The organism is Streptomyces sp. NBC_01635, from assembly GCF_045209715.1.
Taxonomy (GTDB): domain Bacteria; phylum Actinomycetota; class Actinomycetes; order Streptomycetales; family Streptomycetaceae; genus Streptomyces; species Streptomyces hirsutus.
Map to the genome: position 1 here is coordinate 7,363,487 of NZ_CP109277.1, position 13,760 is coordinate 7,377,246.

General features: G+C 73.2%; 10 protein-coding genes. 7 read left to right on the top strand and 3 right to left on the bottom strand.

Annotated features, from left to right (window positions below; all coding sequences use genetic code 11):
* Positions 1 to 63 precede the first annotated feature (63 nt).
* On the bottom strand, positions 64 to 1,365 hold the full coding sequence (locus OHB56_RS34250) for an ROK family transcriptional regulator (protein ID WP_406357592.1): 1,302 nt from the start codon (positions 1,363 to 1,365) through the stop codon (positions 64 to 66).
* Positions 1,366 to 1,480: 115 nt separating this feature from the next.
* Entirely contained in the window at positions 1,481 to 2,737 is a 1,257-nt protein-coding gene (locus OHB56_RS34255; RefSeq protein ID WP_406357593.1) for an FAD-binding protein, read from the bottom strand.
* Between the two features lie 283 nt (positions 2,738 to 3,020).
* Here OHB56_RS34255 and OHB56_RS34260 point away from each other — a divergent pair, with 283 nt between their 5' ends.
* From OHB56_RS34260 to OHB56_RS34280, 5 genes are all read left to right on the top strand, one after another.
* Positions 3,021 to 4,346 carry a radical SAM protein gene (locus OHB56_RS34260; protein ID WP_406357594.1) on the top strand — a complete coding sequence of 442 codons (1,326 nt, stop codon included), beginning with the start codon at positions 3,021 to 3,023 and terminating at the stop codon, positions 4,344 to 4,346.
* A 309-nt stretch (positions 4,347 to 4,655) separates the two neighbouring features.
* Positions 4,656 to 6,194 carry a cellulose binding domain-containing protein gene (locus tag OHB56_RS34265; RefSeq protein ID WP_406357596.1) on the top strand — a complete coding sequence of 513 codons (1,539 nt, stop codon included), beginning with the start codon at positions 4,656 to 4,658 and terminating at the stop codon, positions 6,192 to 6,194.
* A gap of 333 nt (positions 6,195 to 6,527) precedes the next feature.
* Positions 6,528 to 7,640: a ribosome small subunit-dependent GTPase A gene (gene rsgA, locus OHB56_RS34270; RefSeq protein WP_406357598.1), complete on the top strand. Its 1,113-nt coding sequence runs from the start codon at positions 6,528 to 6,530 to the stop codon at positions 7,638 to 7,640.
* 124 nt (positions 7,641 to 7,764) lie between these two features.
* Positions 7,765 to 9,168 carry a bifunctional transcriptional activator/DNA repair enzyme AdaA gene (locus tag OHB56_RS34275; protein WP_406359270.1) on the top strand — a complete coding sequence of 468 codons (1,404 nt, stop codon included), beginning with the start codon at positions 7,765 to 7,767 and terminating at the stop codon, positions 9,166 to 9,168.
* A complete protein-coding gene (locus tag OHB56_RS34280; RefSeq protein WP_406357600.1) occupies positions 9,165 to 9,731 on the top strand; it encodes a methylated-DNA--[protein]-cysteine S-methyltransferase in 567 nt (188 codons plus the stop codon). The genes OHB56_RS34275 and OHB56_RS34280 overlap by 4 nt, the downstream gene beginning before the upstream one ends.
* 79 nt (positions 9,732 to 9,810) lie before the next feature.
* On the opposite strand, the gene OHB56_RS34285 is transcribed toward OHB56_RS34280, so the two are convergent.
* Positions 9,811 to 10,293, bottom strand: coding sequence for a DUF456 domain-containing protein (locus tag OHB56_RS34285; RefSeq protein WP_326755596.1), 483 nt, complete (start codon positions 10,291 to 10,293; stop codon positions 9,811 to 9,813).
* 201 nt (positions 10,294 to 10,494) lie between these two features.
* Between OHB56_RS34285 and OHB56_RS34290 the strand changes: the two genes are divergently transcribed.
* Together OHB56_RS34290 and OHB56_RS34295 are read left to right on the top strand one after the other, a co-directional pair.
* Positions 10,495 to 11,931, top strand: a complete 1,437-nt coding sequence (locus OHB56_RS34290) for a protein phosphatase 2C domain-containing protein (protein ID WP_406357602.1) — start codon at positions 10,495 to 10,497, stop codon at positions 11,929 to 11,931.
* Positions 11,932 to 12,007: 76 nt separating this feature from the next.
* Positions 12,008 to 13,750 (top strand): pyruvate dehydrogenase, encoded by a 1,743-nt coding sequence (locus OHB56_RS34295; protein WP_406357604.1) that lies wholly within the window; start codon positions 12,008 to 12,010, stop codon positions 13,748 to 13,750.
* Positions 13,751 to 13,760 lie beyond the last annotated feature (10 nt).

Below are 13,760 nucleotides of genomic sequence, written 5' to 3' on the forward strand. Positions count from 1 at the left end.
GATGACGAACAAGCCGACGGGGCGGGGACGTTGAGGCTCGGGACGCAGGTGGTGCGAGGGACGCTACGGTCTGCCGCTGCCGCTGCCGCTGCCGCTGCCGCTGCCGCTGCCGCTGCCGCGGGTCCGCGCGGGTGCGGTGGCGTGCGTGCCGTTGCCGCCCTTGCGTGCCGCCTGCAACGCGCCCTCCAGCGCGAACGTCGCCGCGCCCAGGCAGACCGGATCGGTGGGAATGGGGGAGAGCACGATCCGGGTGGCGGCCAGCGGACGGCGCAGCGCGTGCCGGGTGACGGCCTCGCGCACCGCGTCGAGCAGGGGCTCGCCGAACGCGGCCGCGACCCAGCTGCTGAGCACGACCACCTCCGGGTTGAACAGATTGATCAGGCCGGCGATCCCGGCACCGACGTAACGGGCGGTGTCCTCGAGGACCTTGACCGCCACCGGGTCGCCCGAGGCCACCCCTCGCGCCAGGGCGTCGACCGTGGCCGTCTGGTCGCCGGGACGCAGCAGCGGGCTGCGCGGGCTCACCTCCCGCAGGTTCAGCATGATCCCCGGCGCACCGGTGTACGTCTCGACGCAGCCGCGATTGCCGCAGTGGCACGGGCGCCCGTCCAGGACGAGCGTGGTGTGTCCCCACTCGCCGGCGCTGTTGCTGACCCCCCGGTGCACCCCGCCGCCCAGGACCAGTCCGGCGCCCACCCCGGTCCCGAGGTTGACCACCACCGCGTCGCCGTGCCCGCGCGCCGCCCCGAACCACAGCTCGGCGACCGCGCAGGCGCGCAACGGGTTGTCCAGGTACAGGGGGTGGGAGATCCGCTCGGCGAGGAGGTCCTGCAGCGGCACGTCGTGCCAGTCCCAGTTCGGCGCGTACTCGGAGACGCCCGTGGCGCGGTCCACCTGGCCCGGCACACTCACTCCGGCCCCGAGCACCCGCGCGGACTCGATGCCGGCCCGCTCCACCACCGAGCCGACCGCCGAGGCCACATGGTTCACGACCTGCTCGGGCCGGTTCTCGCCGGGGCGCATCTTCTCTTCGGCGCGGGCCAGCACGTTCAGCGCCAGGTCGAACAGCTCGACCCGGACGTAGGTCTCGGCGAGGTCGACGCCGATCAGGGCGCCGCCCGCCGCGTCGACGGCCACCAGACCGCGCGGCCGGCCGCCGGCCGAGTCCTCGAACCCGACCTCGGTGATCATGCCGAGGTCGAGCAGCTCGCCGACGAGGGTGGCGACCGTCGCGAGACTGAGCCCGGTGGCGGCCGCCAGCTCCTGCCGTGAGGTGGGGGACTCGGCGATGATCTGGCGCAGTACCTCGTAGCGGTTGGCGGTACGGATGTCCCGCGAGGTGCGCTTCACCGGAGGTGCCCCCATCCCTGCCGTGCCGGGCGGCGTCGGCACCGGCGCGCGGCAAGGCTATGGCCGGTGCCGGTGTTCGACAAGGGGTTCGGAAAGGGGCTGTACGAAGGGGACGGGGCCGGTCGGACGGTCAGTCGCCCAGGACGTCCCGCACGAACACGTTGCTGAACTTGCCCTCCGGGTCCAGCGACCGGGCCAGAGCCCGGAAGTCGCCCAGCCGCGGATAGCGGGCACGGAGCTCGGCCACCGGGGTGGTGAACACCTTCCCCCAGTGCGGCCGCGCCTCGAAGGGGGCCAGCGCCTCCTCCAGCCGCCGGACCACGGGCAGCACCGCGGGCGTGTCGGCGACCCAGGTGAAGTGGGCGGCCACGGTGTCCCGGTCGTAGGAAGGGCTCAGCCACTGGCTGTCGGCGGCCACGGTCCGCACCTCGCAGGTCTGCAGCACGGGGGCGACCGTCTCCCGGATCCCGTCGATCGCGTGCAGCATGTCGACGGCGAACCGGCGCGGCAGCAGATACTCCGACTGCAGCTCCGCCCCGCTGCTCGGTGTGAAATCCGCGCGGAAGTGCGGCAGCCGTTCGTGCCAGGGACCCGGCATCCCGAACTGCTCCGTGCAGTTGACCGCCGGCATGCCCGGGACGGGATGCAGCTTCTCGGTCGCGGGCGCCGCCCAGGGGAAGTCCGGCAGCGGCCGGTCCGTACGCCGCTTCACCCACACCTGCCGGAAGCCCGGCGCCGCCCAGTCGGTGAACAGGCTCACGCTGTACGCGGCCGACATCACCGTCTCGAAGGCGGCGAGGTCCAGCCCGGCCGGCGGCAGCTCGGTGAAGAGGTGCTGCTCGACGTCGAACGCCGGCTCCAGGTCCAGGGTGAGCGTCGTGACGACACCGAGCGCCCCGAGGGAGGTGACCGCACCGCCGAACCGGGCCTCGTCCTCGCGGCCGATCCGTATCGCCGAACCGTCCGCCGTGACCAGCTCCACCTCGCGTACCGCCGAGGAGAGCGGGCCGTTGCCGACCCCGGAGCCGTGCGTGCCGGTGGCGACCGAACCGGCCACCGAGATGTGCGGCAGCGACGCCATGTTCGGCAGCGCGAGCCCCCGCTCGTGCACCCGGCGGGCCAGCTCCGCGTACCGCACGCCGCCGCCCACCCGTACCGTCCGGGCCGTCGTGTCCACGTCGACCTGGGCGGGCAGGGCGTCGAGCGAGAGCAGGACGCCGGCCTCGCCCGACTCGGCGATCCTGTTGAAGGAGTGCCCGCTGCCCAGGGCCCGGACCCGGCTGCTCCCGGCGACCAGCGCGCGCAGCGCGTCCAGGGTGTGCGGACGGTGCAGCTCCTTGGCGGCGTACGTGATGTTGCCCGCCCAGTTGGTCACGGTCCCGGTCATCGGTCGTCCTTCCCCGAGGTGCGGGACCGGAGAGGCCCCCGCCGGAATTTATCGCGGGGCCCGGGGTACGCGTCGCCCGGTCGTCCTTCCGCGAGGGACGGCCCGGGACCCGCACGGCACCGAAGCCGCGGACGCCCGGAAGACGTACTGTTCTCGCAGGTCCGAGGGAGTGCCCCACGTCACGTGGGGGCCCCGGCACCACGGACCGAGGGGCGGGGGCATACCGTGAGGAGTCGTACGTCCGAGCCGGGAGTCGTACGTCCGAGCCGGAAGGAGACACGGGATGGGCAGCGGCAGCCGTACCGCGCTGGTCGAGGATCTGATGGAGCGGTTCCCGCATGTGCCGCGCGAGGCCGTTTTCAAGGAGGACCTGCTCCGGGGCGGGGTCGCCTTCGATCCGTCCGCCCTCAGCGACAACGAGAAGGGCGAGGTCAAGCCGAAGTCGTACTTCATCTTCTCCTTCGACCACGGCACCCTGCCCGAGCTGGGTGAGGCCGCGCTGCGGCGCCCGCCCGAGGAGATCATCCTCACCGGCGGCCCCTACGACCTTCGCCGCACCGTGGTCTCGGTGCGGGTGAACCCCGCCTCCCCCTACCGGGTCGCCGCGAACGAGGACGGCGTGCTCGGTCTCTACCTCGACGGGAAGCGGATCTCCGACGTCGGCGTGCCGCCCATGCCGGAGTACTACCGGCACACCCTCTCCAACGGGAAGTCGGTCATGGAGGTGGCCCCGACCATCCAGTGGGGCTACCTGATCTACCTGACCGTCTTCCGGGTCTGCCAGTACTTCGGCGCCAAGGAGGAGTGCCAGTACTGCGACATCAACCACAACTGGCGCCAGCACAAGGCGGCCGGCCGCCCCTACACCGGGGTCAAGGACGTCGAGGAGGTCCTCGAGGCCCTGGAGATCATCGACCGCTATGACACGGCGAAGGCGTCCACCGCCTACACGCTGACCGGCGGCGCGATCACCAAGACCGTCTCCGGCCGCGACGAGGCCGACTTCTACGGCCACTACGCCAAGGCCATCGAGGAGCGCTTCCCCGGCCGCTGGATCGGCAAGGTCGTCGCCCAGGCGCTGCCCCGGGACGACGTGCAGCGCTTCAAGGATCACGGCGTGCAGATCTACCACCCCAACTACGAGGTGTGGGACGAGTACCTGTTCAAGATGTACTGCCCCGGCAAGGAGCGGTACGTCGGCCGCGACGAGTGGCACAAGCGCATCCTGGACTCCGCGGAGATCTTCGGCGCCCGCAACGTCATCCCCAACTTCGTGGCGGGCGTGGAGATGGCCGAGCCGTTCGGCTTCAAGACGGTCGACGAGGCCATCGCCTCCACCACCGAGGGGCTGCGCTTCTTCATGTCGCACGGCATCACGCCCCGCTTCACCACCTGGTGCCCCGAGCCGACGACCCCGCTCGGCAAGGCCAACCCGCAGGGCGCGCCGCTGGAGTACCACATCCGGCTGCTCGAGGCCTACCGCGCGACGATGGACGACTTCGGCCTGTCCTCGCCCCCCGGCTACGGTGAGCCCGGACCGGGGCGCGCGGTGTTCTCCGTCAGCTCCTTCATGGACAGCCTCCCGGCGCAGGAGCCCGCCGAGGCGTGAGACCCGAGCGGGCCGCCGAGAGGGCCGCGAGGGCCTGAGACGGCTCAAGGGGAAGAAGCGGAGAAGCGGAGAAGCGGAGAAGCGGAGAAAACAAGGAAGGCCGGAACCGAGACGTTCCGGCCTTCCTTGCGTATTCTCCGGCGAGGGGCGCGCGCGAGGGGCGCGTACGCGGGCGCCGTGCTGCCCGAAGCGGAGACAGCGCTTGTCAGTTGTGTCGGGAACGTGAAAAGCTCGTCCATCACCCCGAGGGTCCCCCCAACTATGCCGCCAATGTGGCGAGTTGACCTCGTTCGTGGATGCAGGAGACTCATGCCCGACCTGCCGACCCCCCAGGACGCCACCGAGACAGCGCTGTTCTCGGAGTGCTGGGACGCGGTGCTCTCGTACGCCGATCTCTGCACGGCCGGCTCCACCGCCGCCGCGCAACTCGCGCGGGAAGCGTTCGCACAAGGCATACGAGAGGTGCGCGAAGCGGAGGCGAGCACCGTACGCGGCACCGGCCGCCGTTCGTCCCGGCTGCCCCGAATACCCCTGTTGCTGACGGCCGTTCGCGCCACCGCGACGGACTGGGAGGACGCCGGGCAGGGACACCGGCTCGATCCCGACCTGAGGCTGTGGCTCCACTCCGACCAGGCCGCCCGTTACACCGGCCCGCCGCTGAGCCGTCCGGTCGCCCTGCGCGGACTGCGCGATCTGCAGCAGGCCGACGCCGAACTGCTCTGGCTGGCCGAGGCGGAGAGCCTGCCGCTTCCCCTGGTGGCCCGCCGGCTCGGCCTCGACCCCGCCCTCGCGGCCGACGAACTCGCCCAGGTCCGACGCCTGTTCCGGGACCGCTGCCACCGCAACCACCTCGACTCCCCGATGGACGCCGAGTGCCGCAGCTACGCCCGGCTGCTGGACGCCGTCACCCGCTCGCCCGCCGCGGACACCCCCGACGACCTGTCCCGGCACCTCGCCACCTGCGTGCAGTGCGCGGAGGCCGCGGCCTGCCTCCGGCTGCAGGGCGGCGGGCTGCCCGTCGCGCTCACCGGCGGGGTCGTCGGCTGGGGCGGTCTCGCCTATCTGGAGCGCCGCCGCCGCGCGACCGAGGCGCGCCTCGGCCCCGGCCGTCCCGACGGCTCCGACGCGGGCGGAGCTCCCGCCGACGGACCGGACCGGACGCGGCTCGTCCGGAGCGGGCTGATGGTCGCCGCCGTCCTGGTGTCGGGGCTCGCGCTCGCGGTCTCCCTCCTGCAGTTCGGCGGCGCGGAGGCCGACAGCGCGACCCGCCCCGACGCCGACCGCCAGGCGGTGGCCGACCCGGACCTGTACCCGCCCGCGGGACCCGGCGCCCCACCCGCCCCGGCCTCGGGCACCGCTCCCTCCGACGGCGGGGAACCACCCGCCGACACCACCCCCGACGACCACACCCCGGACCGGGCCACCCCCGACGACGACAACGACGCCGGCTCCCACCCCGATCCCGACCCCGAACCCCAGGGCAGCACCTCCGCCACGGCCTCCCCGCCCCGGAGCACCGCGCCCGACAAGCCGGCCGTCTGCCACGCCGTCTACGACCAGGGCAACCAGTGGCCCGACGGCTTCCAGGCCACCGTGACCGTCACCACGACGGAGCCCCTCGACTCCTGGCGTGTCGCCTTCACCTTCCGGGACGGCCAGCGCGTGACCCAGATGTGGGACGCCGAAGCGAGCCAGAAGGGATCCCGCGTCACCGCCACCGCCGCCGACTACAACAGGACGGCCCCGGCCGGCGGAAAACTCGCCTTCGGCTTCCTCGCGTCCTGGACCGGCAAGAACTCCCCGCCCACCGACATCACCCTCAACGGCCGCCCCTGCGCGACCGGGTGACCCGGTCGGCGGCACGTCCGGGACGTGCCGGGACGTGCCGGGGCGGGCGGCTCCCTTCCCGCGGCGGTGGCGTGGGTGCGGGTGCGGGTGCGGAAAAAGAGTTGGCCGCCCGGGCGGCTCTCCCTCTAGGCTGTGGTCAGAAGTGAACAGGAGCCGTCGGCTGCTGTTGTCGGCGTGTGGGGAAAGGGAGGTGTGACCGATGACTGTCTCCGTGATGGGTGCTGCCCGCATCCGGACGTTCGTTCATCCCACCTCCGTGGCCCTCGGCTGACACCTCTTCCTCTGCCGCGCCTGTGACGCGCGGTGCCGGGGCCGCCCTTCGAAGGGTTTCCCTTGAATCTCACCTCTTCCCTGTCTGCTTCCTCGCGTCCTCTCGCCCCCTTCGGCTGGGACGAGGAGTGGGAGGCCGTGTTCTCCTCGTACGGCGCGCAGGGGCTGCTGCCCGGCCGCGTGGTACGGGTCGACCGCGGTCAGTGCGACGTCGTCACCGATGACGGGACCGTGCGGGCCGACACCGCGTTCGTCACTCCGCACGACCCCCTGCGGGTCGTGTGCACCGGGGACTGGGTCGCCGTCGACCCGGCCGGGGGCACGCCGAGGTATGTGCGGGCGTGCCTTCCACGGCGTACCGCCTTCGTGCGTTCGACTTCCTCCAAGCGGTCCGAGGGGCAGATCCTCGCCGCCAACGTCGACCACGCCGTCATCGCCGTCTCGCTCGCCGTCGAGCTGGACCTCGCCCGGATCGAGCGGTTCCTCGCGCTCGCCTGGGAGTCCGGGGCACAGCCGTTGGTGGTGCTCACCAAGGCCGACCTCGTACCGGACCCGGTGACGCTGGGACACCTGGTCCAGGACGTGGAGACCAGCGCGCCCGGCGTGCCGGTGCTCACCGTCAGCGCGCAGGACGGGTCCGGGCTCGACGTCCTCACCGCGGTCGCGGCCGGCGTGACGTCCGTACTGATCGGCCAGTCCGGCGCCGGCAAGTCCACCCTCGCCAACGCGCTCCTCGGCGAGGACGTGATGGACGTACGGGCCACCCGCGACGTCGACGGCAAGGGCCGCCACACCACCACCACCCGCAACCTGCTCGCCCTGCCCGGCGGGGGAGTCCTCATCGACACCCCGGGCCTGCGGGGCGTCGGCCTCTGGGACGCCGGCAGCGGCGTCGGCCAGGTGTTCTCCGAGATCGAGGAGTTCGCCGAAGGCTGCCGCTTCCACGACTGCGCCCACGAGAGCGAGCCGGGCTGCGCGGTCCTCGAGGCCGTCGAGACAGGCGCCCTTGCGGAACGCCGGCTGGAGAGCTACCGCAAGCTGCTCCGGGAGAACCGGCGCATCGTCGCCAAGACCGACGCACGCCTGCGTGCGGAGATCCGCAAGGACTGGAAGCGGAAGGGGGCGATGGGCAGGGCCGCCATGGAGGCGAAGCGGGGCGGCGGCAGGCAGTTCTAGCGTCCCCCGGCAGGTTCCGGCTCCGGCGGCGCACCTCCGTCCGCGGCCTGGCCGCCTGCCGCTCACCTTCATGTCCGATTTCCGCCAGCCGGGGCCCTCCGGCCGGCGGAGACTGGACGGTGTGATGGACGAGGACAGCAGGTACGAGGCGGTGCGCAGCCGGGACGGGCGGTTCGACGGGGCGTTCTTCTTCGCCGTGGGGACGACCGGGATCTACTGCCGTCCCAGCTGCCCCGCGGTCACGCCCAAGCGGCGCAATGTGCGGTTCTTCCCGACCGCCGCCGCCGCGCAGGGCGCCGGGTTCCGGGCCTGCCGGCGGTGCCGCCCGGACGCCGTTCCCGGCTCCGCCGAGTGGAACGTACGCGCCGACGTCGTGGGCCGGGCCATGCGGCTGATCGCCGACGGCGTCGTCGACCGCGAAGGCGTCGCCGGACTGGCCGCACGGCTCGGCTACAGCGCCCGCCAGGTACAGCGCCAGCTCACCGGCGAACTCGGCGCCGGGCCCGTCGCACTCGCACGGGCGCAGCGCGCGCACACCGCGCGCGTGCTCCTGCAGACCACCGGGCTCCCGGTCACCGAGATCGCCTTCGCCGCCGGGTTCGCCAGCGTGCGGCAGTTCAACGACACCGTCCGGGCCGTGTACGCCGCCACTCCCAGTGAGCTGCGGGCCACCGCGCCCCGCAGCGGCCGGGCCGGCCGCCGCACCGCCACCCCCACCGCCGGCCTCCCCCTGCGCCTCGCCCACCGCGGCCCGTACCAGCCCGGCCCGGTCTTCGACCTGCTGGAACGCGAGGCCGTCGAGGGCATCGAGGACGTCACCGGAACCCCGGGCGCCCGCACCTACCGGCGCACCCTGAAACTCCCGTACGGCACCGGCATCACCGCCGTCGACGAACACCCCGGCACCGCGCGCACCGGCTCCGGCGCCCACCCCGGCGGCTGGCTCGACGCCCGGATCCACCTCACCGACCTCCGCGACCTGACCACCGCCGTGCAGCGGCTGCGCCGCCTGTTCGACCTGGACGCGGACCCGTACGCCGTCGACGAACGGCTCGGCGCCGACGCGCGGCTCGCCCCGCTGGTCGCCGCCCGGCCGGGACTGCGCTCGCCGGGCACCGCCGACCCCGAAGAACTCGCGGTACGGGCCCTGGTGGGCCGCGACCGGGCCGCACGGCTGGTCCAGCGGTACGGCAAGACGCTCGACACCCCCTGCGGCGCCCTCACCCACCTCTTCCCCGAACCGGCCGCCCTCGCCGGCGCCGAACCCGAAGACACCCTGGGCGCGCTCACCGCCGCCCTCGCCGACGGCGCCGTACGGCTCGACCCCGGCGCCGACCGGGACGCGGCCGCGGACGCCCTGCGCGGCGTTCCGGGCCTGGAGGCCCGTACCATCGCCGGGATCCGCACCCGTGCCCTCGGCGACCCGGACGTGGCCCCGCCCGGCCCCGCCCTGCCCGACAGCTGGCGCCCCTGGCGCTCATACGCCCTGAACCACCTGCGCACGGCAGGGGAGTTGGAGTACTCATGAACACCATGACACCCGCCACGACACCCATCCCGACGGGCACGACGACGAGCACGACGACCAGCGGTGCGGATGCCGTGGACACCTACTGGACCAGTGTCGACAGCCCTCTCGGGGTGCTGCTGCTCACCGCCGGCCCGGACGGGGCGCTGACTTCGCTCTCCGTGCCCGGGCAGAAGGGCGGGCGCAGCGTGCGGGACGACTGGCGGCAGGACCCGGGACCGTTCCGCGCGGCCGAGGAGCAGCTCGCCGCGTACTTCGCCGGTGAGCTCAAGGACTTCCGGCTGCCGCTGCTCACCACCGGCACCCCCTTCCGGGAGAAGGTCTGGGCCGCGCTCGACGACGTCCCCTACGGGTCGACCGTGTCCTACGGCGAGATCGCCGCGCGGATCGGCGCCCCCAGGGCCGCGGTACGGGCCGTCGGCGGGGCGATCGGCGCGAACCCGCTGCTGATCGTGCGCCCCTGCCACCGGGTGATCGGCGCCGACGGGGCACTGACCGGATACGCGGGCGGTCTGGACCGCAAGATCCACCTGCTCACCCACGAGGGAGTGCTCCGCCCGTAGCCGAGGGCCGAGGGCGAGGGCCGGGAGTCGAGGGCCGGGAGTCGAGGGCCGGGGGCCGGGAGCCGAGGGCCGGTGGGCTTCAGCCCCAGATCACCGTGCCGAGCCACGCCGCCGTGATCAGCAGGCAGGCGAACAGCTCGGTCAGCACGCTCCAGCCGCCCGAACGCATCGCCGTACGCGTCGCCGTCACCGCCTCGCCGTGGCGGCCCAGGCGGATCCGCTCGCAGGCGTAGATTCCGGCCACGAAACCCGGGACCGCGCCCAGCACGGGCACCAGCACGAAGCCCAGGAACGACCCCGTGCCCGCGTACGCCAGCACCCGGCCGTCGATGCCGCCGGCCTCCAGCCGGCGGGGCGGCAGGGTCCAGCGGACCGCCTGGGAGAGGAACAGGACGACCGTCGCCCCGACGAGCACCCACCACGCCACGGGCCGCGGGTCCTTCAGCGCCCACCACATGATCGCGGCCCACACCAGCCACGACCCCGGCACCCCGGGCAGCAGTACTCCGCACAGACCGAAAAGGATCACCACTCCGGCCAGCAGGAGATCCCACGCTCCCATCTGTCCAGAGTGCCGGAGGACGACCGGAGGCGCAGATCAGGTGCGGGGGACGCGCACCGGTCCCTCGCGTCGACCCCTCGTGTCGAACAGATGTGCCTCCGGGTGCCCCGAGTGGCCGGTGTGCCGTGTGTCGTGCGGTGCCGGGAACGGATTTCCCGATGCTCCGTTTTCATCGGGCCCGCGCGGTGGACAATTCAAGGTATGAGCGAGCAGGGAGGCAGGTCCACCGGTCACGAGGACGCCTGGTGGGGGCAGTTGTACGACGGCGCCACCGAGGACACGGGCCCCGCACCCGCACCCGATTCCCTGGACGACCGCTTCGACTCGGCGGCGGACACGGTGAACGAGGCGGTCGGCGGCCCGGCGGACGTGAAGCCCTCCGCAGGGGACTCCTCCGGCGCCCCGCCACCCGCTCCGAGGCCGGTGCCCGGGAGCGGGACGTCCCCCGGGCGGCCGCCCGGCACACCGCAGCCCGGCGGCCGGACACCCCGCCCGCCGGAAGGGCCACCGCCGGCATGGCCCCCGCCGGGCCGTACGACCTCGGCGACCGGCTTTCCCCTACCTCCCGTCCCGCCCCTCCCGCCCGTCCCGCCCGGCCCCGCCCCCACGCTCACCGACGCTCCCGCCGACCCCCGTGCCCCGCGTCCCGTCCAGCCCGTGGAGCCGCCGCCCTCGTCGCGCGGCCACGTGGGCTCCCGGCCGCCCACCTACGACGCCGAGCCCACCACGCTGCCCGCCGCCGACCCCCACGAACTGGACGACCTGGTCCCGGACACCGTGCTCGACGGAGCCCGGTACGGGGCCTGCACCCTGCGGGCCGCCTCCGTACGCGGCGACTCCGCGCGGTACCGGGGCGAACTGCGGCGGGACGCCCTGCTGACCGCCCGGTTCGGCAGCGGGGACCGGGCCCTGGTGCTGGTGGCGGTCGCCACCGGAGTACGGGGCACCCCCGGCGCCCACCGCGCGGCCGCCGAGGCCTGCCGGTGGATCGGCAAGGCGGTGGGCCTCAGCCACGCCCGCCTCGCCGAGGACATCAGGGCCGGCCGGCGCGGCGACCTCAAGTCGGGGCTGCACCGCCTCACCGACCGCACCCTCGGCAGGCTCCGGGCGGGCGCCGCCGAGCAGGGCCTCGAACCCGAGACGTACGCGGCCACCCTGCGCTGCCTGCTGCTGCCCGCGGACCCCGAATGCCGGACCCGGGTCTTCTTCGGCGTCGGCGACGGCGGACTGTTCCGGCTGCGGGACGGGGCCTGGCAGGACATCGAACCGAAGGCCGCCGAGGCCAGGGGCGGGGCCGTCCTCGGCTTCGGCTCGCCGCCCTCCGAGACGCCCGAGGGCGACCGGCTCACCATGGACCTCGGCATACCGACACCCCCGAGCCCCTACGAGCCCGCCCCCGAACCTCCGCGTGACCCCTTCCGCTTCCGTACGTCCGTCGCCCGCCGGGGTGACACCCTCCTGCTGTGCAGTCCGGGCCTCGCCGACCCGCTGCGCGGCGAGGACGAACTCGGCGCCCACCTGGCCACCCGGTGGTCCCGTCCCGAACCGCCCGGCCTCGCCGCGTTCCTCGCCGACATCCAGGTACGGGTCAAGGGATACGCGGACGACCGCACGGCCGCCGCCGTCTGGGAGGCGTGAGCGCTCCGGGTGTGCCTCCATGGAACCCGAACGGAGATCCAGGGATTCACGGACACCGAAGGGGCACCTGGGAACCATGGCCAAACAGAACGTCGCGGAACAGTTCGTCGACATCCTGACCCGCGCGGGAGTCAAGCGCCTCTACGGCGTGGTCGGCGACAGCCTCAACCCCGTCGTCGACGCGGTGCGCCGCAACTCCGCCATCGACTGGGTCCACGTCCGGCACGAGGAGACCGCCGCCTTCGCCGCCGGCGCCGAGGCGCAGATCACCGGCAGGCTCGCCGCCTGCGCCGGCTCCTGCGGGCCCGGCAACCTCCACCTCATCAACGGGCTGTACGACGCCCACCGGTCCATGGCCCCGGTCCTCGCCCTCGCCTCGCACATCCCGTCCAGCGAGATCGGCCTCGGCTACTTCCAGGAGACCCACCCCGACCAGCTGTTCCGCGAGTGCAGCCACTACAGCGAGATGATCTCCAGCCCGCAGCAGATGCCCCGGCTGCTGGACAGCGCCATCCAGCACGCGGTCGGCCGTTCCGGTGTCAGCGTCGTCACCCTCCCCGGCGACATCGCCGACCGGGCCGCCCCCGAGAAGGCCGCCGAGACCGCCCTGGTCACCTCCCGGCCCACGGCCCGCCCCGGCGACGCCGAGATCGACCGCCTCGTCGACATGATCGACGAGGCCGAGAAGGTCACCCTGTTCTGCGGCGCCGGCACGAGGGGCGCGCACGCCGAGGTCATGGAGTTCGCACAGAAGATCAAGTCCCCGGTCGGGCACGCCCTGCGGGGCAAGGAGTGGATCCAGTACGACAACCCGTACGACGTCGGCATGAGCGGGATGCTCGGCTACGGCGCCGCCTACGAGGCCACCCACGAGTGCGACCTGCTGATCCTGCTCGGCACCGACTTCCCGTACAACGCCTTCCTCCCCGACGACGTGAAGATCGTCCAGGTCGACGTGCGGCCCGAGCACCTGGGCCGGCGCACGAAGCTGGACCTGGCGGTGTGGGGCGACGCGCGGGAGACGCTGCGCTGCCTGATCCCGCGGGTCCGGACCAAGGACAACCGGAAGTTCCTCGACCGGATGCTGAAGAAGCACGCGGACGCGCTGGAGGGGGTGGTGAAGGCGTACACCCGCAAGGTGGACAAGCACGTACCGATCCACCCCGAGTACGCGGCCGCCGTCCTGGACGAACTCGCGGACGAAGACGCGGTGTTCACCGTCGACACCGGGATGTGCAACGTCTGGGCCGCCCGCTACATCTCGCCCAACGGCCGCCGCCGGGTCATCGGTTCGTTCTCCCACGGCTCGATGGCGAACGCGCTGCCCATGGCGATCGGGGCCCAGTTCACCGACCGGGGCCGGCAGGTCGTGTCGATGTCCGGCGACGGCGGATTCTCCATGCTGATGGGGGACTTCCTCACCCTGGTCCAGTACGACCTGCCGGTGAAGGTGGTCCTGTTCAACAACTCCTCCCTCAGCATGGTCGAGTTGGAGATGCTGGTCGCCGGACTGCCGTCGCACGGCACCGCCCTGAAGAACCCCGACTTCGCCGCCGTCGCCCGCGCCTGCGGCGCCCACGGGGTGCGCGTGGAGAAACCGAAGGAGCTCGCCGGGGCGCTGAAGGCCGCGTTCAAGCACAAGGGGCCGGCCCTCGTCGACATCGTCACCGACCCCAACGCGCTGTCCATCCCGCCGAAGATCAGCAAGGAGATGGTGACCGGCTTCGCCCTGTCCGCCTCCAAGATGGTCCTGGACGGAGGGGTCGGCCGGATGGCGCAGATGGCACGGTCCAACCTGCGCAACATTCCGCGCCCGTGACGGCGGCGGC